The sequence below is a fragment of the Streptomyces sp. CMB-StM0423 genome, assembly GCF_002847285.1.
Taxonomy (GTDB): domain Bacteria; phylum Actinomycetota; class Actinomycetes; order Streptomycetales; family Streptomycetaceae; genus Streptomyces.
The window spans coordinates 6,248,657-6,269,346 of the sequence record NZ_CP025407.1; the positions used below are offsets into that span (position 1 = coordinate 6,248,657).

General features: G+C 73.4%; 18 protein-coding genes and 1 pseudogene. 10 read left to right on the top strand and 9 right to left on the bottom strand.

Going from position 1 to position 20,690, the window contains the following annotated elements:
- Window positions 1–110: 110 nt before the first annotated feature.
- From CXR04_RS36530 to CXR04_RS27200, 3 genes and pseudogenes are all read left to right on the top strand, one after another.
- The gene (locus tag CXR04_RS36530; protein ID WP_199850700.1) at window positions 111–293 is read left to right on the top strand and encodes a hypothetical protein; all 183 of its coding nucleotides are present in this window, start codon (window positions 111–113) and stop codon (window positions 291–293) included.
- Window positions 294–385 (top strand): annotated as a pseudogene (locus CXR04_RS35340) (IS5/IS1182 family transposase); the annotation flags it as partial.
- A gap of 589 nt (window positions 386–974) precedes the next feature.
- Complete coding sequence (locus tag CXR04_RS27200) at window positions 975–1,286, top strand: helix-turn-helix domain-containing protein (RefSeq protein WP_101424871.1); 312 nt, start codon at window positions 975–977, stop codon at window positions 1,284–1,286.
- A gap of 116 nt (window positions 1,287–1,402) precedes the next feature.
- Here the strand turns inward: CXR04_RS27200 and CXR04_RS27205 are convergent, their stop codons facing one another.
- The 3 genes from CXR04_RS27205 to CXR04_RS27215 all read right to left on the bottom strand — a co-directional run bounded on the left by CXR04_RS27205 (window position 1,403) and on the right by CXR04_RS27215 (window position 4,910).
- On the bottom strand, window positions 1,403–2,440 hold the full coding sequence (locus CXR04_RS27205; protein ID WP_101424872.1) for an endonuclease/exonuclease/phosphatase family protein: 1,038 nt from the start codon (window positions 2,438–2,440) through the stop codon (window positions 1,403–1,405).
- Between the two features lie 125 nt (window positions 2,441–2,565).
- Complete coding sequence (locus CXR04_RS27210; RefSeq protein WP_101424873.1) at window positions 2,566–3,312, bottom strand: TetR/AcrR family transcriptional regulator; 747 nt, start codon at window positions 3,310–3,312, stop codon at window positions 2,566–2,568.
- 29 nt (window positions 3,313–3,341) lie between these two features.
- A complete protein-coding gene (locus CXR04_RS27215; RefSeq protein ID WP_101424874.1) occupies window positions 3,342–4,910 on the bottom strand; it encodes an MFS transporter in 1,569 nt (522 codons plus the stop codon).
- A 228-nt stretch (window positions 4,911–5,138) separates the two neighbouring features.
- Between CXR04_RS27215 and panB the strand changes: the two genes are divergently transcribed.
- Together panB and CXR04_RS27225 are read left to right on the top strand one after the other, a co-directional pair.
- Window positions 5,139–6,020, top strand: a complete 882-nt coding sequence (gene panB, locus CXR04_RS27220) for a 3-methyl-2-oxobutanoate hydroxymethyltransferase (protein WP_101424875.1) — start codon at window positions 5,139–5,141, stop codon at window positions 6,018–6,020.
- Between the two features lie 186 nt (window positions 6,021–6,206).
- Entirely contained in the window at window positions 6,207–6,530 is a 324-nt protein-coding gene (locus CXR04_RS27225) for a hypothetical protein (protein ID WP_101424876.1), read from the top strand.
- Window positions 6,531–6,546: 16 nt separating this feature from the next.
- On the opposite strand, the gene CXR04_RS27230 is transcribed toward CXR04_RS27225, so the two are convergent.
- From CXR04_RS27230 to CXR04_RS27240, 3 genes are all read right to left on the bottom strand, one after another.
- Complete coding sequence (locus tag CXR04_RS27230; protein ID WP_101424877.1) at window positions 6,547–6,822, bottom strand: hypothetical protein; 276 nt, start codon at window positions 6,820–6,822, stop codon at window positions 6,547–6,549.
- A gap of 151 nt (window positions 6,823–6,973) precedes the next feature.
- Complete coding sequence (gene npdG / locus CXR04_RS27235) at window positions 6,974–7,678, bottom strand: NADPH-dependent F420 reductase (RefSeq protein WP_101424878.1); 705 nt, start codon at window positions 7,676–7,678, stop codon at window positions 6,974–6,976.
- Window positions 7,679–7,718: 40 nt separating this feature from the next.
- Window positions 7,719–9,767 (bottom strand): hypothetical protein, encoded by a 2,049-nt coding sequence (locus CXR04_RS27240; protein WP_101424879.1) that lies wholly within the window; start codon window positions 9,765–9,767, stop codon window positions 7,719–7,721.
- A gap of 240 nt (window positions 9,768–10,007) precedes the next feature.
- Here CXR04_RS27240 and CXR04_RS27245 point away from each other — a divergent pair, with 240 nt between their 5' ends.
- The 5 genes from CXR04_RS27245 (at window position 10,008) to CXR04_RS27265 (ending at window position 15,287) form a co-directional block, all read left to right on the top strand.
- Complete coding sequence (locus CXR04_RS27245; RefSeq protein WP_101424880.1) at window positions 10,008–10,421, top strand: HIT family protein; 414 nt, start codon at window positions 10,008–10,010, stop codon at window positions 10,419–10,421.
- A 59-nt stretch (window positions 10,422–10,480) separates the two neighbouring features.
- Window positions 10,481–11,353 (top strand): hypothetical protein, encoded by an 873-nt coding sequence (locus tag CXR04_RS27250; protein ID WP_101424881.1) that lies wholly within the window; start codon window positions 10,481–10,483, stop codon window positions 11,351–11,353.
- A gap of 375 nt (window positions 11,354–11,728) precedes the next feature.
- Window positions 11,729–12,463, top strand: coding sequence for a phosphatase PAP2 family protein (locus CXR04_RS27255; RefSeq protein WP_101424882.1), 735 nt, complete (start codon window positions 11,729–11,731; stop codon window positions 12,461–12,463).
- Between the two features lie 67 nt (window positions 12,464–12,530).
- A complete protein-coding gene (locus CXR04_RS27260; protein ID WP_101424883.1) occupies window positions 12,531–13,175 on the top strand; it encodes a TetR/AcrR family transcriptional regulator in 645 nt (214 codons plus the stop codon).
- A gap of 45 nt (window positions 13,176–13,220) precedes the next feature.
- Complete coding sequence (locus tag CXR04_RS27265; protein WP_101424884.1) at window positions 13,221–15,287, top strand: HelD family protein; 2,067 nt, start codon at window positions 13,221–13,223, stop codon at window positions 15,285–15,287.
- 54 nt (window positions 15,288–15,341) lie between these two features.
- Here the strand turns inward: CXR04_RS27265 and CXR04_RS27270 are convergent, their stop codons facing one another.
- The 3 genes from CXR04_RS27270 to CXR04_RS27280 all read right to left on the bottom strand — a co-directional run bounded on the left by CXR04_RS27270 (window position 15,342) and on the right by CXR04_RS27280 (window position 20,668).
- Window positions 15,342–15,998 carry a DUF11 domain-containing protein gene (locus tag CXR04_RS27270; protein ID WP_101424885.1) on the bottom strand — a complete coding sequence of 219 codons (657 nt, stop codon included), beginning with the start codon at window positions 15,996–15,998 and terminating at the stop codon, window positions 15,342–15,344.
- Window positions 15,999–16,166: 168 nt separating this feature from the next.
- Window positions 16,167–19,292, bottom strand: coding sequence for a bifunctional [glutamine synthetase] adenylyltransferase/[glutamine synthetase]-adenylyl-L-tyrosine phosphorylase (locus CXR04_RS27275; protein WP_101424886.1), 3,126 nt, complete (start codon window positions 19,290–19,292; stop codon window positions 16,167–16,169).
- A gap of 14 nt (window positions 19,293–19,306) precedes the next feature.
- The gene (locus tag CXR04_RS27280; protein WP_101424887.1) at window positions 19,307–20,668 is read right to left on the bottom strand and encodes a glutamine synthetase family protein; all 1,362 of its coding nucleotides are present in this window, start codon (window positions 20,666–20,668) and stop codon (window positions 19,307–19,309) included.
- Between the last annotated feature and the right edge of the window lie 22 nt (window positions 20,669–20,690).

Consider the following 20,690-nt stretch of genomic DNA (forward strand, 5'->3'; position numbering starts at 1 on the left):
TGTTGCCCTACGGTCCCGTCGTGCGGCCGGATGCAGGCACGGAGGTCGCAGAGCGGAGCGTAGCGCCAGGGCGGGTGGTCGACGCGGGCGGTGCACAAGGCGGTTTCGGCATGGCGGCGGGTGCCGCGGCGGCGATGACGGTTCTGACGCTCGGTGCTCTTCGGGACTCATCAGAACCAGGCGGCGTCGGCACGACCACCGCGTGCCGCTCCATCAACGAAGCCGTCGACCCGCCGGGCAGCCTCGCCCCGACGCTCGCCGAGGCAGCCCGGACGGCGTCGATGAAGGCGTAGTCCTGGCGACTCCTGCGAAAGCTCCGCTGCTCGACCACCCGGATCACGGGATTCGTCCGGCTTTCCTCAGCCTGCATCTGGCCAGCTCAGACCGAGGAGCGAAAGGACTCACCGTCGGAGGTCGGTTATCTGGCCGGCCAGGGTGCGAAAACCTCCACTCGCTGGAGTAGACATTGGGTGTCGGTGTGTGTATGGTTTCTCTTGTAGCCAGAGATCAAAGAGGCCGGGCAGAGATGAACTGCCGGCCGGCAGGACGGTGCGGTGGTGGAGTTCCGAAGCCAGGTTTGTGGCAGGAAGGCGACGGGACTGACGGCCGGACCGGGTGGCCCGCAATGATCAAGGGTCGCCGTGAGTAGTACCGCAGTACAGAAGTGAAGTTGGCATCACCAGCAGTAAGTAAGTGATTGATTCCAGAGGGAAAGAAACGGAGGAGCCAGACACCATCAGGATCGCCCGGGCACATGTCTGGGCCCGGGTACCGCAGGACATCGATAGTGAGGTGGTCTCCGGTCAAGCAACCGCGATCCCCGCGCCCCCGGCAGCGTTCTGCCCGGGTCCGCGGAAAGAGAACGCCGGCGCCGTGTCAGGGCCGGCAGATGGTGTAGCAGTTCCTTCGGGGCCCTGGTGCCAGATGGCACCAGGGCCCCTCGACGCATTCCATGTATGTCACCAAGAGGTGCGATGACAGCAGATGATTCGTTCGGCCGACTCGACGACGACGACTACCCCGCCTACACCATGGGGCGGGCCGCCGAGATGCTCGGCACCACCCCAGGCTTCCTCCGAGCCCTCGGCGAGCACCGCCTGATCACCCCTCTGCGGTCCAAAGGCGGCCACCGCCGCTACTCCCGCTACCAACTGCGCATCGCCGCCCGTGCCCGCGAACTCGTCGACGAGGGCACCCCCATCGAGGCTGCCTGCCGCATCGTGATCCTGGAAGACCAACTCGAAGAAGCCCAGCGCATCAATGCCGAACACCATCGCACCGACTGAACGGCCCCCCGCAGTCCGAGCAGCTGGAACCTGGCCTGCTCAGGAGCCTGCGGGTCACGTCCACGGGCTCGGCGGGCTTCCCGATCCGGCGGCGCGACGGGTGCGCCGGCGCGGCGTCACAGGTCCACCGAGGCCCGTACCGGGCGGTGGTCGCTGCCCGTCTCGCCGAGCACGTCGGAGCTGACCGGCTGCACGCCGCGCAGCAGGATCTGGTCGATCCGCGCCATCGGGAAGTCCGCCGGCCAACTGAAGCCGAAGCCGCTGCCCGCCGCGCCCTGCGCGGAGCGCAACTGCGAGGTGACGTTCGCCAGCGCGCGGTCGTTCATCGTGCCGTTGAGGTCGCCGAGGAGCAGCACGCGGTCGATCGGCTCGTTCTTGATGGCCTCGCCGAGCGCGTTGGCGCTCGCGTCGCGCTGGTTGGCGGTGAACCCGGCGTCGAGCTTCACCCGCACGGACGGCAGGTGGGCGGTGTAGAGCGCGAGCCGCCCGCCGTCGGTGGTGACGGTGGTGCGCAGGGCGCGGGTCCAGCCCATGTGGATGTCCACGGGCCGGGTGTCCGACAGCGGGTACTTGCTCCACACCCCGACCGTGCCCGCCACCTCGTGGTACGGGTACGCCTCCGCGAGGCCGTCCTCGTACGCGGGCCTGTTGTCCTGCGTGACCTCCTGGAGGGCGAGCACGTCGGCCCCGGACTCGACCAGTTTGCGCGCGGTGCCCGCGGCGTCGGCGTTCTCCTCGGCGACGTTGTGGCTGACGACGGTGAGGTCGCCGCCGCCCCCGGACTTGTCGGTGAGCAGCCCGCCGAAGAGGTTGAACCAGACGAACACCGGCAGCACCAGCGCGCAGATCGCGGTCAGCGACCGCCGCCACAGCGCGCACACCAGCAGCACGGGGATGGCAAGGCCGAACCACGGCAGGAAAGTCTCGACCAGACTGCCCAGGCTGCCGACCCGGTTGGGGATAGCCGCGTGGCCCATCATCACGATGCCGACGAGCAGCGCGAGCGCGGCGACCGCCAGGCCGCGGCGCCAGGTGCCGGGGCCCAGGCCCTCGCGGAGCCGGCGGCGCCAGTACACCGAGCGTGACTCCGCGGGGGCGGCCGCGTGCGTGTTCCCCGTGCCGCGCCCGGTCTCCGCCATGTCCACGTGCGTCATGCGCTGTTCCTCACGTCACTGCACTCACCGGTCTGCCCCCGTTACCCCTTACCCGACGAACGGGACGGCGCCGCGAGTTGCGGACGGGGCGTGCCGGAAGGTCACCGTAGCGAAACCGGGACATTTCATCGGTCAGATGAACGCACCCCGTCGAGCACGGCGTCGACGATCCGCGCGGCGGGCCCCGCGGGCGGCGGCTGCCCCGGGTAGAGCACGGCGCGGGCCAGCACGGGTCCGGTGAACAGGTCGGTCAGCAACTCCGGGTCGAGGTCGGCGCGGAGTTCGCCGCTCGCGACGCCGCGGCGCAGCACGTCGCGTACCGCGGCCCTGCGGGGCGCGAGGACCGTCTCGCGGTAGCGGCGGGCGAGCGCGGGGTGGGCGCCGGCCTCGGTGAGGGCGAGGTGCAGCAGGGCGGCGGAGCGCCGGTCGAGGGCGTGGGTGCGGAGGAAGTCCACGAGCGCGACGAGGTCGTCGCGTACGGACCCGCCGCGCGGGCTCGGCGGCGGACCCGCCACCGTGGCGAGCACGTCGGCCAGCAGTTCGTCCTTGCCGGGCCAGCGGCGGTAGATCGTGGCCTTGCCGACGCCCGCGGTACGGGCGATGCGCTCGACGGACAGTTCGGCGGCCGAGACGCCCCCGTCGACCAGGCGGAGCACGGCGTCGGCGATGGCGCGTTCGACGGCCTGGCGGCGCGGCCGGCCGCGCCGCGGCCGCGGCGGTCCCGGCGGCCTGCCGGCCTCGCCGGGGGCGGCCGGGGCGGGCGGCTCGACGGAGGCGGACGCCTCGTCCCGTACGCCGGTACGCGTGCGGTCCCCGTACGGCGCGTCCTGCCGCCGCCCGTCGCCTTCCCCGTGCCGCTCCCTGAGAGCCACCGTGCCGTCCGCCTGCCCTTCGTCCGCCGCTACTTCTTCCGCGTGGAAGGTTCATTCTCCCTGTCGTGCGCCGGCTCCTGCCCGGCCCGGTCCTTGGCGGGCATGAACACGGCGGCCACCACCGCGCCCAGCACCGCCGTCCCCGCCGCCGCCAGCGACGTCGCGTGCATCGCGTCGATGAACGCGCGGTTGGCCTCCGGGATCAGCTTCTTCCCGGCGGCGCCCGCCTTCTGCGCGAAGGCGCGGGTGGCCTCGATGGACTCGCCCGCCGCGCTCGGCGCCCCCGCCGGCAGGGTCACCTTGCCGCGGTAGACCGACGACAGCAGCGAGCCGAGCACGGCGACCCCGAGGGCACCGCCGACCTGCCGGAAGGTGTTGTTGACCGAGGACCCCGCGCCGGCCTTCTCGCGCGGCAGCGACTGCATGATCGCGGTGGTGGCCGGCGGCATGACGTGCGCCATCGCGGTGCCCATGACGAAGAACAGCACCTCCAGGATCCACAGCGGCGACGTCTCGTCCAGCAGCAGGAAGCCGGCGAAGGCGGCCGCGATGCCGAGCATGGCCACCGTGCACACCGCCCGGGCGCCGAACCGGTCGACGACCAGCCGGGACCGCGGCGCGAAGATCAACTGCGCGACGGCCAGCGGCAGCAGGAGCAGCCCGGAGTCCAGCGGCGACAGGCCGCGCACGCTCTGGATGTAGAAGACCATGAAGAACGTCACGCCCATGAGCGCGAAGAACACCAGGCCGATGACGGCGACCGAGGCCGAGAAGCGCGGGTTGCGGAACCACCGGATGTCGAGCGCCGGGTGCCGGCTGCGGCGCTCGTACCAGACGAAGAGCCCGATGACGACCGCGCCGACGAGGATCGCGCCCCAGACCTCCGGGGCGCTGAAGTCGGCGCGCTGGCCGCCCCGGACCACGCCGTAGACGATCAGCACCAGGCCGGCGATGGACAGCAGTACCCCGGTGGGGTCGAGCCGGCCGGGGTTCGGGTCCTTGGAGTCGGGGACCAGCAGCACCATGCCGATCAGCGCGACGCTGATGATCGGCACGTTGACCAGGAAGACCGAGCCCCACCAGAAGTGCTCAAGGAGCAGCCCGCCGGTGATCGGCCCGATGGCGATGGCCAGGCCCACGGAGCCGGCCCAGATGCCGATGGCCCGGGGCTGCTCGTCGCGCTCGAAGACGTTCACGATGATCGCCAGCGTGGCGGGCAGCACGAACGCGCCGCCCATCCCCATCAGGGTGCGGAAGGCGATCAGCTCCGCCGGGCTGCTGGAGAACGCGGCGAGCACCGAGCCCACCCCGAAGACGACCATGCCCCCCAGCAGCACCCGCTTGCGCCCCAGCCGGTCGCCCAGGACGCCCGCGGTGAAGAGCAGGCCCGCGAAGGCCAGGGTGTACGCGTCGATCGCCCACTCCAGCTCGCTCTGGCTGGCGCCGAGGCCGGTGGGGGCGGGGGTGGCGATCGTCTTCATCGCGACGTTGAGGATGGAGTTGTCGAGGACGACGACGAGCAGGCTGAAGACGAGGACGCCGAGGATGGGCCAGCGGCGCCGGTGGACGGCCGGGGGGATCTGGTGCGCGGTGTCCATGAAATCCACGCTAGCCTGCATTCCGAGACGGCGCCGTTCCGTAACACAAAGCCCCCGCAAAGGCGCGGTCAAGAGGGTAAGCGCAGGTCAAAGGCCCGACACGCGGGGGCGTGCGACCTTGCGCACAGGTGGCGGGGCCGGGGTGTCCTTCGCCGTCGCGGCGTGCCAGCATGGAAGTGGTCCGGGGACGCCGTAAGGGCGCCTCGAGATGACGAAGGAGCGTTTGCGATGACGCACGTTTCGCATGCCCGCAAGACGCCCGGCGGGGCCGATTCCGCCCCGGCGCTGTACGGCGGGGACGGGGGCAACAGCGGCCGCCGGGTGACGGTCCGGGACCTGGCCGGCGCCAAGCGGCGCGGCGAGAAGTGGCCCATGCTGACCGCGTACGACTCGACCACCGCCGGCATCTTCGACGAGGCCGGTATCCCGGTGCTGCTGGTCGGCGACTCCATGGGCAACGTCCACCTCGGCTACGACACGACCGTGCCGGTGACCCTGGACGAGATGACGATGCTCTCCGCCGCGGTGGTACGCGGCACCCGGCGCGCCCTGGTCGTCGGCGACCTGCCCTTCGGCTCGTACCAGGAAGGCCCGGTCCAGGCGCTCCGCTCGGCGACGCGGCTGGTCAAGGACGCCGGCGTGGGCGCGGTGAAGCTGGAGGGCGGCGAGCGGTCGCTGCGCCAGACCGAGTTGCTGGTGGAGTCCGGCATCCCCGTGATGTCCCACCTCGGGCTCACCCCGCAGTCCGTCAACGCCATGGGCTACCGCGTCCAGGGCCGCTCCGACGAGGACGCGCACCGGCTGGTGCGCGACGCGAAGGCGGCGCAGGAGGCGGGCGCGTTCGCGGTGGTGCTGGAGCTGGTGCCGGCGGAACTGGCCGCCGAGGTGACGCGCTCGCTGGAGATCCCGACGATCGGCATCGGCGCGGGCCCCGACACCGACGCGCAGGTGCTCGTCTGGACCGACATGGCGGGGCTGACCGGCGGCAGGATGCCGCGCTTCGTCAAGCAGTACGCGCAACTGCGGCAGAGCCTCGGCGACGCGGCCAGGGCCTTCGCCGAGGACGTCGGCGCGGCGGCGTTCCCGGCCGAGGAGCACACCTTCCACTGAGCCCGCGGGGGCGGCGGGCACTCCCGGCGCGGAGGATGCGCCGATGCGGTGATCTTATTAACTGCATGCGAGTGCCCGCCGTCGTGCCGACACGGCACCGGGCGGGGCCGCGCGGACGCTGGCGGAAAGACACCCCCGTCGGCGGCCCCTGTCGGCCCCCGCCGGCCCCGTGGAGAGGAACCCCGCATGCCCCCCGGACAATCCGGCCGCCGCCTGCTGCTCACCGGCCTCGCTGCGCCGCTGCTCTGGGCGGCCGTCACCGCCCCCGCCGAGGCGGTGGCGCTGCCCGCCGCGCCGCGGGCCGCCGCCTCCGTCCCCGTACAGGAAGACGCGCCGCACACCACCGGCGACGGCAAGAACCCCGGCCGCGCGCCCGCGATGGGCTCCCCGGGCGCCCCGGCCGTCCGTGGCGACGACGCCTGGCCCGCGATCACCGCAAGCGGCGTCTTCGCCGTCTCGCTCGGCGCGGCCGTGTACTTCTTCGGCTGGGGCCGCCGCCGTACGGCCTGACCCGGGCGCCGCCCGGCTAGCTCGCCGGGCCCTCGTTCCGGTCCTGGCCGCGGTCCTGGCCGCGGTCCTGGGCGGGGTCCTGGGCGCGGGCCAGCCGCGCGCGGCGTACGTAGAACCACGTCATGTTCGATGAGAGCCCGGCCAGCAGCACCCAGACCGCCCCGATCCAGTAGCCCTTCGCGAACGACACCACGGCCGCGGCCACCGACAGCACGCACACGACGGCGGTGAAGACGGCGAGCCGGTCGGCCTGCGCGAGCAACGAGGGGGTCTTGTGGGGCTCGGACGGCATGGGGGCGGGCTCCTCGGGGTATGGCGTGCGGGTCCATTGTGCCCCCACGCCCTACCCGCCCCGCACCGCCCCCGGACGTCGCTCGGGACGCCTGCCGACTGGCCGTCAGGACGCCCGCCGGCCGGCCCTCGCGATGCCTCCCGGCCGCCCGTCAGACGTCGGTCAGCCGCACCCCGGCGTGCGCGCGGTAGCGGCGGTTGACCGAGATCAGGTTGGCCACCATCGCCTCGACCTGGTGCGCGTTGCGCAGCCGGCCCGCGTACACGCCGCGCATCCCCGGGATCAGCCCGGCCAGGGCCTGCACGGTGTCCGTGTCCTCCCGGGCCTCGCCCAGCACCATCACGTCCGTCTCGATCCGCTCCACCTCCGGGTCCTGGAGCAGCACCGCCGACAGGTGGTGGAACGCCGCCGCCACCCGCGACTCCGGCAGCAGCGCCGCCGCCTGCTCGGCCGCGCTGCCCTCGGCGGGCCGGATCGGGTACGCGCCCTTCTTGTCGAACCCCAGCGGGTTCACGCAGTCCACGACGAGCTTGCCCGCCAGTTCCGCGCGCAGCGCCGTCACCGTCGCCTCGTGTCCCTCCCACGGCACCGCGACGATCACCACGTCGCTGCGCCGCGCGCACTCCGCGTTCTCCGCGCCCTCGACGCCGTTGCCCAGCCCGGCCGCCGCCGCCTCGGCCCGCTCCGCCTTCCGGGAGCCGATGACGACCCGCTGCCCGGCCCGCGCCAGCCGGTAGGCCAGCCCGCGGCCCTGGTCGCCGGTGCCGCCCAGCACGCCGACGACCAGACCGGAGACGTCGGGCAGCGCCCACGGGTCCTTACGGGCGGGCGGGGTGTTCTGCTCACTCGAAGTCATGCGCCGATCGTACGGTGATCACCCGCGCACCGGCAGCGGCTCACCCCGCGGGCGAGGCCGTGCAGGGCGCGTCGCCGCAGACGTCCACGATCCTGCCGGTGTTCAGGAACTCGGCCATCTGCCGCTGCGCCGCGGGCTCGTCGCGCGGGTCGCTGTGCGGGTCCCTGCCCTCGCTGGGCGGGGTGTTCGTCAGTGGCTGGTACGGGCTGCCGCTGTCCCAGACGAGCATCCCGGAACCGGCGTACGGGTAACGCAGTTGCCGCAGCCCCCAGTACGGCTCCTCGTCGGGGCTGCGCCCGTCGGCCACGGTGGGAGCGTGGATCCGGGCGCCGACCGTACGGGCCTGCACCTCCGCGGCGGTGGGGGAGACCTGGTGGTCGCCGTACGCGACGTGCATCAGCACCTGGTGGCGCGGGGTGCGCGGCAGCGGGTCCGACGTCATGTGCTGCGCGTAGCCGTTGGCCTCGCCGCGGTCCCAGACCATCTGCATGAGCGCGAAGCCGAGTTGCTGCCGCAGCTTGTCGGGGTACGCCCGGTCCAGGATCTGCTGGAACGGCGCGAAGTCGACGCTGCGGTTGAGGAGCGTGCTGTAGTTCATCCCCGGCACGCCCAGCACGGAGCGCGTGCTGTCCTGCGCCACGGCGGTGTAGATGCCGCCCATGATGCCGCCCTGGCTGTGGCCGGCGTAGCCGAGCCGGGCGCGGACGTCGATCGCGCTCGCGCCCCCTGCGCCGCGGAAGGCGTCGTCCGCGGCGAGCCCGTCCGCGTGCCGCATGAGGCGGCCGAGCCAGAGGGTGTTGAGCACGCCCTGCTGCAGCCGGTCGGCGACCGCGGGGAAGCGGCTGAGGTCCTGGAGCGTGCTGGCGACGAAGGGGATGTCCTCGTCCGCCATGCCCTGCCACTTCGTGGCGCACATGACGAAGTTGCCGCGGGCCGCCAGCTCGCGCTGCGTACGGGAGCCGACCTGCGTCTCGTTGCCGAGGAGCCCGTGGCCGTAGAGGACGGGCCATGCCGCCTCGCCGCGCTCGCCGGGGCCGCCGAGGGCGGCGCGCGGTATCTCGCACTGGAACGGCACCACCTGGTTGTTGCCCGGCGGCCGGGCGGGCAGCGCGTCCTTGCTGCCGCCGGCGCGGTGGAAGCCGGATCCCGGCGGGCCGCCGGGGGCGTCGAGGTAGCTGGGGACGTTGTAGACGCCGCGGACCGTGCGGGCGATCGGGTCGTCGGCGGGGTGGTCCTTCACCTCGTACACCAGATGCTCCGGTACGCCCTTGCCGAGGCCGGCGAAGGCGTCGTCGCGGATGTGCAGCATCCGCTCGCTCAGGCTGCGTTCGCTGGCGACGGTGAAGTCCCAGGCCAGGTAGAGCCCGCGGGAGGTGACGCCGGCGCGGTCGAGGTCGCGCCGGACCTGGCGGTGGTCGCGCTGGCGCTCGTAGAGCGGGTCGCCCTTGCGCAGCGCGGGTCCGTCGACGCGGCGGAAGGCGTCGGGCGCGGGGAGGGTGCGGCCGTCGGCGTCCTTGAGCCGGCGCAGGGCGACGACGTAGCGGTGGCCCTCCGCGAGGTTGCGCGCGGGGCGGACGACGAGGGCCCGGCGGGCGGGGTCCGTGGCGTTGGCGTCCAGCTCCGCCCAGTACGGGTGGCGCTTGCCCGTGTCGGCGTCGAGGAGCACGATCGGCGCGTCGCGGTCGAGGGAGGCGCCGATGCCGGTGAGCGGCGCGGCGCGGGTCTCGCCGAGGTCGACGCCGGGCACGTGGGCGAGGATCATCGAGCCGGGCGAGAAGCCGTCGCTGCGGTTCCACTCGGCGGGGTCGATGCGGGTGCCGGCGGCGTTGGCGGGCATGGCGGAGGGCTCGAACGCGATCCGGCGGCCGGTGTCCGTACGGCGGTCCTGCTCGGTGTACCAGTCGTTGGGGAACGGCAGCAGGCACTCCGCGGGGCCGATGGGGTCGCACCCGGCGCGGTCGCCGCCGCGGGGCTGCTCGGTCCGTACGGACCGCGGGGACCCGGCGGCCTGCTCGGCGAGCGCGGTGGGGGCGAGCAGGCCCAGCGCGAGCGCCGCGACGGTGGTCAGGACCGTGAGCCGAGCGCGCACCGGGGCCTCCAACGGGTGGTTACCGAACAGTTAACCGAGGTACTTAGTCAGGGCCGCGGGTGCTGTCAATGGCCGGGGCTTCAGCGATTACGCACGTGGTTCTCACCCAATCCTCAGACCGGAAGGGGACATTGGGAGTCATGAACGCGCTTGTACCCGTCTGTCCGAGCTGCGGCCGCGTGCGCTGCATCTGCCCGCCGTGCGCCCTGCGATCCCGCGGGACCGGTGTTGACTGGAGGGGTGAACTGCACCTTCTGCGCCATCGCGAGCGGTGAGCTCCCGAGTCACCGGGTGTTCGCGGACGAGGTGGCGGTCGGCTTCCTCGACGCCCGGCCGCTCTTCCCGGGACACGTCCTGGTGATCCCGCGCCACCACGTGGAGACCCTCACCGATCTGCCGGAGCCCGAGGTCGGCCCGTTCTTCGTACGGGTCAGGCGGCTGACCGGCGCCGTGGAGCGGGCCACGGCGGCGGCCGGGTCGTTCGTCGCGATGAACAACCGGGTCAGCCAGTCCGTGCCGCACCTGCACGTCCACGTCGTACCGCGCAACCGCAAGGACGGGCTGCGGGGCTTCTTCTGGCCCCGTACGCGCTACCGGGACGAGGAGCACGCCGTCGAGACGGCCCGGCTGATCCGCGCGGCGCTCGACGGCTGAACCGCCGGGCGCCGCGGGCCCCGAGGGAACCCGATCCGGAGCGGCGCCGTCCGAGAGACATGAACCGAACGACCCCCCTACGCACCTCGGCGGCCACCGCCGCCGCCCTCGCCACCGCCGTGCTGGCCGCCGGCTGCGGCTCGGAGGATGCCTCCGGGTCCGCCGGCGACGGCAGCCGCGGGGACGTCGATCCCAACGCCGGGCTCTACCGCGTCCAGGCCACGGTCCTGGCGAACGGCGAGCACGGCCCGCAGCTCTGCCGCACCCTCGCCGAGTCGATGCCGCCGCAGTGCGGCGGCCCGGACATCGTCGGCTGGGAGTGGGACGACGTACGCGCGCACCGCGCGAGGGACACCACGTACACCGATCCGCTGGACCTCGTCGGCACCTGGGACGGCGAGCGCTTCACCCTGGCCGAGAAGCCCCGGCCCGCCGGCGCGGCCACGGAACCGGGCGCGCCGGAGGCCGCCGCGGACTTCGACACGCCCTGCGCGGACCTCAAGGACGAAAAGGACCCGAAGGGCGGGAAGGACACGGCCGGCGCCGGCGGCGCCGACCGGCAGCGGGTGCTGGACAAGGCCGGGAAGATGCCCGGCTACGCCGGCTCCTGGCTCGACGGCGGCATCGTCAACATCAGGTTCGCCGGCACCGGTGACGGCGGCGGCACCGAGGCCGCCGAGCGTGAGCTGCGCGGCGTGTGGGACGGCCCGCTGTGCGTCGTCGGCGCCGAGCACTCGGAAGCGGAACTGACCCGCGTCCAGCGGCAGCTCGACGAGGACGTCGAGGGCATGCTCAGCTCCGCCGTCGACCCGGTGCGCAACGCCGTCACCCTCGAAGTCGTCGCCGCCACCCCTGAACTGCGGCGCGAACTGGACCGTACGTACGGCGAGAACACGGTGCGGCTGAGCGGCTGGCTGGAGCCCGTCGCCTGACCGCACCGCTCCCGGAACCGGGTCCCGCGCCGCTCCTCCCCATCCGGCGCGGGGCCCGCCGCGGCCCGCCCGGGACCGCGGCGAACCACGCCGCGGGCCGCGGCGAACCGTGCCGCGGCACCGCGGCCTGCCGCCCCGGGAGGAGCTACCTGCCCTCATGCGGCACCGGGGGATGATCTGACGACCCCGCTCCGTCTGGCAAACTGTCTCCCCATGGGCGCGTCGTATTCCCGGGACCTTGCACCCCGGCCACCGAAGATTGCGAGGACTCTTCAGGACCGGCGGACACCCGTCTCCTCGACCGATACGGACGCCGACGAGAGCCGAAGAGACCCGACACCCTCCCGGCAGCGCCTGCGCGCCCTCTTCGACCGGATGCGCTCGCCGCGCCCGCCGCGGCTGTGGTTCGAGATCATGCTCGTCGCGCTCGTCTACTGGACGTACTCCCTCATCCGCAACGCCGTGCCCGAGCAGGAGGCGCAGGCGCTGAAGAACGCGGACCGCATCTGGAGCTTCCAGGAGAGCCTGGGACTGGCCTTCGAGCGCTCGCTCAACCACGCGGTCGACGGCGTCACCTGGCTCGTCGTGTCGATGAACTACTACTACGGCACGCTCCATTACGTCGTCACCCTCGGCGTGCTCGTCTGGCTCTACCGCTGGCAGCCGGGCCGCTACGCCGCCGTGCGCCTCGCACTCGCCATCACCACCTGCTTCGCCCTCGTCGGCTACTACAGCTTTCCGCTGGCGCCACCGCGGCTGATGGAGGGCATGGACTTCGTCGACACCGTGCGGGCCCACGAGACCTGGGGCTCGATGTCCTCGGGCAACCTCGCCAACGTCTCCAACCAGTTCGCCGCCATGCCCTCGATGCACGTGGGCTGGTCGGTGTGGGCGGGCATCACCATCGCCGTACTGGCGAAGCCGCTGTGGGTCAAGCTGTTCGGGGTGCTCTATCCGACGCTGACGCTGCTGGTCATCATGGCGACGGCGAACCACTTCTGGATGGACGCGGTGGGCGGGATCATCTGCCTCAGCTTCGGCTTCGCTGTCTCGTACGCCTGGTACGGCACGATCGCCTACCGGCTGCCACAGAGGGTGGCGTCCACCTAGCTTCGAGACGTTCCGCGGGACGGTTGCGAGGTACGGCAGCCGGTGGCCGCCTCCTATCCTCGACCCCATGACCCGCCCCGATACCCCCGTCCCCGGTCTGCGCGAACGCAAGAAGCAGCGCACGCGGCAGTTGCTCTCCGAGACCGCGGTCCGGCTCTTCCTGGAGCGGGGGTACGACGCGGTGTCCGTGGCGGAGGTCGCGGCCGCGGCGGAAGTGTCGAAACCGACGCTCTTCCGGTACTTCCCGTCCAAGGAGGACCTGGTTCTGCACCGGTTCGCCGATCACCAGGACGAAGCGGCCCGGGTCGTGACGGCCCGAGGGGAGGGCGAGTCGCCGCTCGCGGCGCTGCGCCGGAACTTCCTGGACGGGCTTGAGCGACGCGACCCGGTGACCGGCCTCTGCGACCACCCGGCGGTGATCGCGTACCAGCGGCTCCTCTACGGGACGCCCTCCCTGGTCGCGCGGCTCGCCGGCTGGCAGGAGCGCTCGGAGCGGGCGCTCGCCGACGCGCTGGGCGGGCCCGCGGTGCCGGCCCGGCTCGCGGCGGGGCAGATCGCGGCGGTGCAGCGGATTCTCGCGGAGGAGAACGCGCGGCGGATCGCGGACGGCGAGAGTGCGGACGCGGTGGCATCGGATGCGAGGGAGGCGGCTGAGCTGGCGTTCGGGCAGTTGGCGAAAGGGATCGAACCGGGACGGAACCGCGCCTCATAGCGTGACCGTGTAAAAAATGTAACCGAGTTGCGTTATGTTGGGTGGATGGGCACCGCACACACCCTCGCCGAGACCTCCCTCGCCGACGAACGCCGCTATCACGAGACCTGCCGAGCCGCCCTCGGCGCGATGGCCGCGGGTGCCGACCGGCAGGTGGTCCTCGGCGAGCAGGCGTCCGCGTCCGGCGCCGACGCCGAGGTACTCGGCCACGAGCTGCGCAGCCAGGCCAAGGAACTGCACGAACTGCCGCCAGGGCCACTGTTCTTCGGCCGCCTCGACTTCGCCGACGACGCCGGGCAGGCGGGCGACCACGCCGGACAGCGCTACCACATCGGCCGGATGCGCATCACCGAGCACCCGTCCGCACCGCCCCTCGTCATCGACTGGCGCGCACCGGTCTCGCGCGCCTTCTACCAGGCAGGACCGAAGGACCCGCAGGGCGTCGAGACCCGCCGCCGGTTCGGCTGGGCGCCCGGCAGCACCGGCGGCTCCGACGACCTGACCAGCATGGAGGACGAACGGCCCGCGGCGGAGGCGACCCGTGGCGGCCGCATCCTGACCGGCGAGATCGAGCGCCCGCGCACCGGCCCGATGCGCGACATCGCCGCCACCATCCAGCCCGACCAGGACGACCTGGTACGCCGCGAACTCGCCGTCTCCGTCTGTGTGCAGGGCGCCCCGGGCACCGGCAAGACCGCCGTCGGGCTGCACCGCGCCGCGTATCTGCTCTACACCTACGCGCGGCAGATCCGGCGCAGCGGTCTGCTCGTCGTCGGCCCGAACCGCACGTTCCTGTCGTACATCTCGGCCGTACTGCCGGCGCTCGGCGAGACCGGGGTGCGGCAGTCGACGGTCGGGGAACTGGCCGCCGGGGAGCAGCAGGTGCGTGCGGAGGACGGCGCGGCGGCCGCCGTACTGAAGCACGACGTGCGGATGGCCGAGGTGCTGCGGCGGGCGCTGTACGCACGGGTGTCGGCGGACGGGATCACCGAAGGGGTGGCGATCCGCGACGGCTCCGCGTGGTGCCGGGTGCCGCCCGCGGAACTCGCGGAGATCGTCGCGGGCGTACGCGACGAGCGGCCGCCGTACGCGATCGGCCGCGAGCGGGTGCGCAGCCGGATCGTGGACCGTATCCAGCGGCAGGCCGAACGCCGGGCCGTGACCGTCACGGCCGCCTGGACGCAGCGGGTCGGCCGGGCCCGGCCGATCGGCGCCTTCCTGGACGCCGCGTGGCCCCAGGTGAAGCCCGCCGAGGTGCTCACCGCGCTGTTCAGCGACGCCGGGGAACTGGCCCGCGCCGCCCAGGGCGTCCTGGACGCCGGCGAACAGCGGGCGCTGCTCTGGGCGAGACCGCCGCGGTCCTTCAAGTCGGCGAAGTGGAGCGCCGCCGACCACGTACTCCTCGACGAGCTGTCCGGGCTCCTGGACCGCCCCGAGGGTTACGGTCACATCGTCGTCGACGAGGCGCAGGACCTCTCCCCCATGGAGGCACGGGTGATCGCGCGGCGCGCGGAGTTCGGCTCGCTGACGGTGCTCGGCGATCTGGCGCAGGGCACCACGCCGTGGGCCGCCCGCGACTGGCCCTCACTCCTCGCCCACCTGGGCCGGCCGCATGCCGAGATCGCGGCGCTCACCACCGGTTTCCGGGTGCCGGCCGCCGTGGTCGACCTCGCCAACCGCCTGCTCGGCCACCTCGACGTCGACGTCCCCGCCGCCCGCTCCCTGCGCCGGGACGGCGCGCTCCGGATGCTGCCCACCCCGGATGTCCTCACCACGACCCGGGACGCGGTACGGCAGGCTCTCGACAGCGAGGGCTCGATCGGGGTGGTCGCCGCCGCTACCGACGTCGACCGGGTGCGCTCGGTTCTGGAAGAAGCAGGCATCGCGACGGCGGGCCCCGACGACCTGGCCGCCCGCGTCACCGTCCTGCCCGCGACCGCCGCCAAGGGCCTCGAATACGACCATGTCGTCGCGGTCGAACCGGCGGCGATCACCGACGCCGAGGACGGGCGGACCGGCCTGCGCCGCCTGTACGTCGTGCTGACCCGCGCCGTCTCCCGCCTCGACGTGGTGCACAGCCGCCCGCTGCCGTTCCCGGCGAGGGCCACCTGAGACCAGTGCCGCCCGACACCGCATCGTGGACGGCGGTCATCCAGCGCCTGCGCGTCACTGCCGGCGGTCGTCCTCCGCGTCGCGGGAGCGGCGGCGGCGCAGGATGACGATGCCCGCGGTGCCGACGAGGAGCGCGGCGGCGGCGCTGCCGACGGCGTAGACCTTGTTCGAGGAGACCCAGGGCTCCGGTGACCACTCGTCGTCCGCGCTGGTGCAGGTGAGCCATTCGCCACGGGTCCCGCCCTGGAAGCAGACCGTCGTGGCGGCCGCGGGCGCGCGGTCCGCGGCGCCGGCGTCCCGCGGGGCCCGTACGTCGTCGGCGGCGTTGGCGGCCCGGAGGTCCCGGCTGTCGCGCTCGGTGCGGTCGGGGGCGGCGGTCACCTTCAGCACCCGGGTCGTGCCCGCCGGCAGCATGATCTGCCACGTCACCTGCTGCCCGGTCGTCTCGGCCCGGGGGGTCGCGGAGACGTAGTCCAGGGATTCGGGGAGGAGTTGGGTCACCCGGCCGTTCGGCGCGTTCGCCCCCGAGGTGTTGTGCACCGTGATCGCGTACGTCGTGCCGCCGTCCGGCGCGGCCCGGCGCTCCAGCGCGAGCCGGATCGGCGACGTCGGCAGCTCGGCCGGGGGCGCGTCGGGGGAGAGCGGCGGGGCGGGGGCGAGGGACGCCAGCAGCCCGGCGACCATCGCCGCGGAAGCGATCGCCGTACGCATTCCGTGCCACCTCGCTGTCGGTGCCGCCCTATCCGTGCCCGGCCGGTCTACCAGCGGGCCACGAAAAGAAAAAGGGCAAATCGCACGAACGACGCGCCATGCTACGAACGGCCCGCCGAACCGTCCCTCGTCCGGGCGAACCGGCCCGGCGGCGGATCTGCCGGCGGGTCAGGCCGGTTCAGCCCCGTAGAAGAGCCGCTCCACGACCGCGCGCGCCCGCCGCGTCGTCCGCCGGTACTCCTCCGGCAGCTCGCCGGCCTGCCCCGGCCCGTAGCCGAAGTAGCGAGCCACCGCGCCGAGTTCGCGTTCCGCGGCGGGGAAGGTGTCGCCCGGCCGGCCGCGGACCAGCATCACCGCGTTGCGCAGGCGCGTCGCCAGCAGCCAGGCGTCGTCCAGTATCCGCGCGTCCTCCGCGTCCAGCAGCCCCGTCTCCGAGGCCGCGGCCAGCGCCGCGCGGGTGCGGGTCGTACGCAGCGCGGGCACCTCGCGCGCGTGCTGCAACTGCAGCAACTGCACCGTCCACTCCACGTCCGCGAGCCCGCCGCGCCCCAGCTTCGCGTGCAGCGCCGGGTCCGCGCCGCGCGGCAGCCGCTCCGCCTCCATCCGCGCCTTCAGCCGCCGGATCTCGCGTACGGCGTCCTCGCCGAGCCCGCCCGCCGGGTAGCGCAGCGGGTCGATCAGCTCCGTGAACCGCGCGCCGAGGCCCGCGTCGCCCGCGACCGGCTCGGCGCGCAGCAGCGCGTGGCTCTCCCAGGTCAGCGACCAGCGCCGGTAGTACGCCGCGTACGAGGCGAGGGTGCGCACCAGCGGCCCCGACTTGCCCTCGGGCCGCAGGTCGGCGTCGACCAGCAGCGGCGGGTCGGCGCTGGGCAGTTGCAGCAGCCGGCGCAGCTCGTTGGCGACGGCGAACGCCGCCGCGCCAGCCTCCTCGTCGGAGACGCCTTCGCGCGGCTCGTGCACGAACATCACGTCGGCGTCCGAGCCGTAGCCCAGCTCCTGGCCGCCGAAGCGGCCCATGCCGATCACCGCGAACCGCGTCGGCAGGGTGTCGCCCCAGCGGGCGGCGGTCGCGGCGCGCAGGGCGCCGGCGATGGTGGCGGCGTTGAGGTCGCTGAGCGCGTCGCCCGTACGGTCGACGGCGGCGGCGATCCGGGCGTGCTCGTCCCCGTCGTGCTCCCGCCCGCCCTCGGCGTCCTCCTCGTCCTCCTCACCGGGTGCCGTGTGCGCCCCGTACGCCGTGATGAGGTCCGCCGCCGCGGTACGGAACAGCTCCCGCCGCCGTACGCCGCGGGCCGCCGCCACCGCCGCCTCCGGGTCCGTGTGCCGGCCGACGGCCGCCAGGATCTCCTGCTCCAGGTGCGCCCGCCCGCGCGGCCGCAGCCCCTGCTCGTCGCCGAGCAGCGCCACCGCCTCCGGCGCCCGCAGCAGCAGGTCGGGTGCCAGTCGGCCCGAGGACAGCACCCGCGCCAGGTTCTCCGCCGCCGCGCCCTCGTCGCGCAGCAGCCGCAGATACCAGGGCGTGCTGCCCAGCGCGTCCGAGACCTTGCGGAAGTTCAGCAGCCCCGCGTCCGGGTCGGCCGAGTCGCCGAACCAGCCCAGCAGCACCGGCAGCAGCGTCCGCTGGATCGCCGCCTTCCGGCTCATCCCCGACGTCAGCGCCTCCAGATGGCGCAGCGCCGCCGCCGGATCCTCGTACCCGAGGGCCACCAGCCGCTCCCGGGCGGCGTCCGGCGTCAGCCGCACCTCCCCGGGCGCGAGCCTGGCGACGGCGTCGAGCAGCGGGCGGTAGAACAGCTTCTCGTGCAGCCGCCGCACCTCGAAGGAGTGCCGCCGCCACACCTTGCGCAACTGCGACACCGGGTCGCCGCGGCCCTCGTCGGGCAGCAGCCGCGCCAGCGAGCGGCCGAGCGCGCGCAGCTCGTGCTCGCTCTCGGGCACCAGGTGCGTGCGGCGGAGCTTCTGGAGCTGGATGCGGTGTTCGAGGGAGCGCAGGAAGCGGTACGCGTCGTCCAGCGCGGCGGCGTCGGCACGGCCCACGTACCCGCCGGCGGCGAGCGCCTCCAGCGCGTCCAGGGTCGTACCACTGCGCAGCGAGGCGTCGGCGCGGCCGTGCACGAGCTGCAGCAACTGCACCGCGAACTCCACGTCCCGCAGCCCGCCGGGGCCCAGCTTCAGCTCCCGGTCGAGCTGCGCCGCCGGGATGTTCGCCACCACCCGGCGGCGCATCTGCTGCACGTCGGGGACGAAGTTCTCGCGCTCCGCCGCATGCCACACCATCGGCGCGATGGCCTCCGCGTACGCCGCGCCGAGCGCCGGGTCGCCCGCGACCGGGCGGGCCTTCAACAGGGCCTGGAACTCCCAGGTCTTGGCCCAGCGCTGGTAGTACGCGAGGTGGGAGGAGAGGGTGCGCACGAGCGGGCCGTTGCGGCCTTCGGGGCGGAGGTTGGCGTCGACGGGCCAGATGGTGCCCTCGGCGGTGGTGTCGGAGCAGACGCGCATGAGGCGGGCGGCGAGCCGCGTCGCGGCCTGCATCGCGGCGCGCTCGTCCGCGGGTTCCGCCCCCTGGCCGCCGCCCGGGGCGTCCTCGCGCGGCTCGGCGACGAAGATGACGTCGACGTCCGAGACGTAGTTCAGCTCCCGGCCGCCGCACTTGCCCATCCCGATCACCGCGAGCCGGCACAGCGCGGCGTCCTCCGGCTGCTCCTCGGCGGCGATCTCCACCGCCGCCCGCAGCGTCGCCGTCGCCAGGTCCGCCAGCTCCGCCGCGGCCTGCACCACGTCCGTCGTCCCGCACACGTCCCGGGCGGCGATCCCCAGCAGCGCCCGCCGGTACGCGACGCGCAGCGCGTCGGCCCGCGGCAGCTTCGCGCCCCGCGGCCCCCAGACGCCCTCCGCGAGCGCCTGCTCGAACTCCGCGGTCGTCGGGTGCAGATCGGCCGCCTCGTACGTGACCAGCGACTCCCAGTCGTCCGGGTGCCGCGCCAGATGGTCCCCCAGCGCCTCCGACGCGCCGAGCACCCCCAGCAGCCGGTCGCGCAGCGGCTTGGCCGTCACCAGCGTGTCGAGCAGCACCTGCCGCCGCTCGGGACCCAGCGCCTCCGCGAGCCGCACCAGACCGAGCAGTGCCCGGTCCGGATCCGCGGTGCCGCCCAGCGCGTCGAGCAGCACGGGATCGTCGCGTACGCCGTCGAGCACCGCGGACTCCAGCAGCCGCCCGGCGTCGGCCGGCTCCCCGAACCCGTACCGCAGCAGCCGGGTGAACGCACTGCTCCTGCGCCCCTGCGGAACCGCCATCGCGCGCCCCGCCCCTACAGCACCGGGAGGCTCTTGCGCAGCTCGAAGGCCGTGACCTCCGAGCGGTACTCCTCCCACTCCTGCTTCTTGTTGCGCAGGAAGAAGTCGAAGACGTGCTCGCCGAGCGTCTCCGCGCAGATCTCGCTGCGCTCCATCAGCCCGATCGCCTCGCCGAGGTTCTGCGGCAGCGGCTCGATGCCCATCGCGCGCCGCTCGGCGTCCGTCAGAGCCCACACGTCGTCCTCGGCGCCCGGCGGCAGCTCGTAGCCCTCCTCGATGCCCTTCAGACCGGCGGCCAGGAGCATCGCGTACGCGAGGTAGGGGTTGCAGCCGGAGTCGATGGAGCGGACCTCGATGCGGGTGGAGCCGGTCTTGCCGGGCTTGTAGAGGGGGACGCGGACGAGGGCGGAGCGGTTGTTGTGGCCCCAGCAGATGTACGACGGGGCCTCGCCGCCGGCGCCCGCGGTGCGCTGGGAGCCGCCCCAGATGCGCTTGTACGAGTTCACCCACTGGTTCGTCACCGCGGACACCTCCGCGGCGTGCCGCAGCAGTCCGGCGATGAAGGAGCGGCCGACCTTCGAGAGCTGGAACTCCGAGCCCGACTCGTGGAAGGCGTTGCGGTCGCCCTCGAAGAGCGACAGGTGCGTGTGCATCCCGGAGCCCGGGTACTCGGAGAACGGCTTCGGCATGAACGTCGCCTGCACGCCCTGCTCCAGCGCCACCTGCTTCATGATCAGCCGGAACGTCATGATGTTGTCGGCGGTGGCCAGCGCGTCCGCGTAGCGCAGGTCGATCTCCTGCTGGCCCGGCGCGCCCTCGTGGTGCGAGAACTCCACCGAGATGCCCATCGACTCCAGCATCGTGATCGCCTGCCGGCGGAAGTCCATGCCGACGTTCTGCGGGGTGTGGTCGAAGTACCCCGAGTTGTCCGCGGGCACCGGGCGGCTGCCGTCGACCGGCTTCTCCTTGAGCAGGAAGAACTCGATCTCGGGGTGGGTGTAGAAGGTGAAGCCCAGGTCGGAGGTCTTGGCGAGGATCCGCTTCAGCACGTACCGCGGGTCGGCGAAGGACGGCGAGCCGCCGGGCATGAGGATGTCGCAGAACATCCGCGCCGTGCCGGGCGTCTCCGCGCGCCAGGGCAGCACCTGGAAGGTGCCGGGGTCGGGCTTGGCGAGCATGTCCGACTCGTGCACCCGGGCGAAGCCCTCGATGGCGGAGCCGTCGAAGCCGATGCCCTCGTCGAACGCCTGCTCAAGCTCGGCGGGTGCGACGGCGACGGACTTCAGGAAGCCCAGCACGTCGGTGAACCACAGCCGCACGAACCGGATGTCGCGCTCCTCCAAAGTCCGGAGCACGAACTCCTGCTGCTTCTCCATGGTCCACATCCTCGCAGGTGAC

What these genes read in the sequence shown, in the direction of transcription:
- CXR04_RS36530 (WP_199850700.1), top strand. Translation starts at nt 111, where the DNA reads ATGGCGGCGGGTGCCGCGGCGGCGATGACGGTTCTGACGCTCGGTGCT.
- CXR04_RS27200 (WP_101424871.1), top strand. Translation starts at nt 975, where the DNA reads ATGACAGCAGATGATTCGTTCGGCCGACTCGACGACGACGACTACCCC.
- CXR04_RS27205 (WP_101424872.1), bottom strand. Translation starts at nt 2,440, where the DNA reads ATGACGCACGTGGACATGGCGGAGACCGGGCGCGGCACGGGGAACACG.
- CXR04_RS27215 (WP_101424874.1), bottom strand. Translation starts at nt 4,910, where the DNA reads ATGGACACCGCGCACCAGATCCCCCCGGCCGTCCACCGGCGCCGCTGG.
- panB (WP_101424875.1), top strand. Translation starts at nt 5,139, where the DNA reads ATGACGCACGTTTCGCATGCCCGCAAGACGCCCGGCGGGGCCGATTCC.
- CXR04_RS27225 (WP_101424876.1), top strand. Translation starts at nt 6,207, where the DNA reads ATGCCCCCCGGACAATCCGGCCGCCGCCTGCTGCTCACCGGCCTCGCT.
- CXR04_RS27230 (WP_101424877.1), bottom strand. Translation starts at nt 6,822, where the DNA reads ATGCCGTCCGAGCCCCACAAGACCCCCTCGTTGCTCGCGCAGGCCGAC.
- npdG (WP_101424878.1), bottom strand. Translation starts at nt 7,678, where the DNA reads ATGACTTCGAGTGAGCAGAACACCCCGCCCGCCCGTAAGGACCCGTGG.
- CXR04_RS27250 (WP_101424881.1), top strand. Translation starts at nt 10,481, where the DNA reads ATGAACCGAACGACCCCCCTACGCACCTCGGCGGCCACCGCCGCCGCC.
- CXR04_RS27255 (WP_101424882.1), top strand. Translation starts at nt 11,729, where the DNA reads ATGCGCTCGCCGCGCCCGCCGCGGCTGTGGTTCGAGATCATGCTCGTC.
- CXR04_RS27260 (WP_101424883.1), top strand. Translation starts at nt 12,531, where the DNA reads ATGACCCGCCCCGATACCCCCGTCCCCGGTCTGCGCGAACGCAAGAAG.
- CXR04_RS27265 (WP_101424884.1), top strand. Translation starts at nt 13,221, where the DNA reads ATGGGCACCGCACACACCCTCGCCGAGACCTCCCTCGCCGACGAACGC.
- CXR04_RS27270 (WP_101424885.1), bottom strand. Translation starts at nt 15,998, where the DNA reads ATGCGTACGGCGATCGCTTCCGCGGCGATGGTCGCCGGGCTGCTGGCG.
- CXR04_RS27275 (WP_101424886.1), bottom strand. Translation starts at nt 19,292, where the DNA reads ATGGCGGTTCCGCAGGGGCGCAGGAGCAGTGCGTTCACCCGGCTGCTG.
- CXR04_RS27280 (WP_101424887.1), bottom strand. Translation starts at nt 20,668, where the DNA reads ATGGAGAAGCAGCAGGAGTTCGTGCTCCGGACTTTGGAGGAGCGCGAC.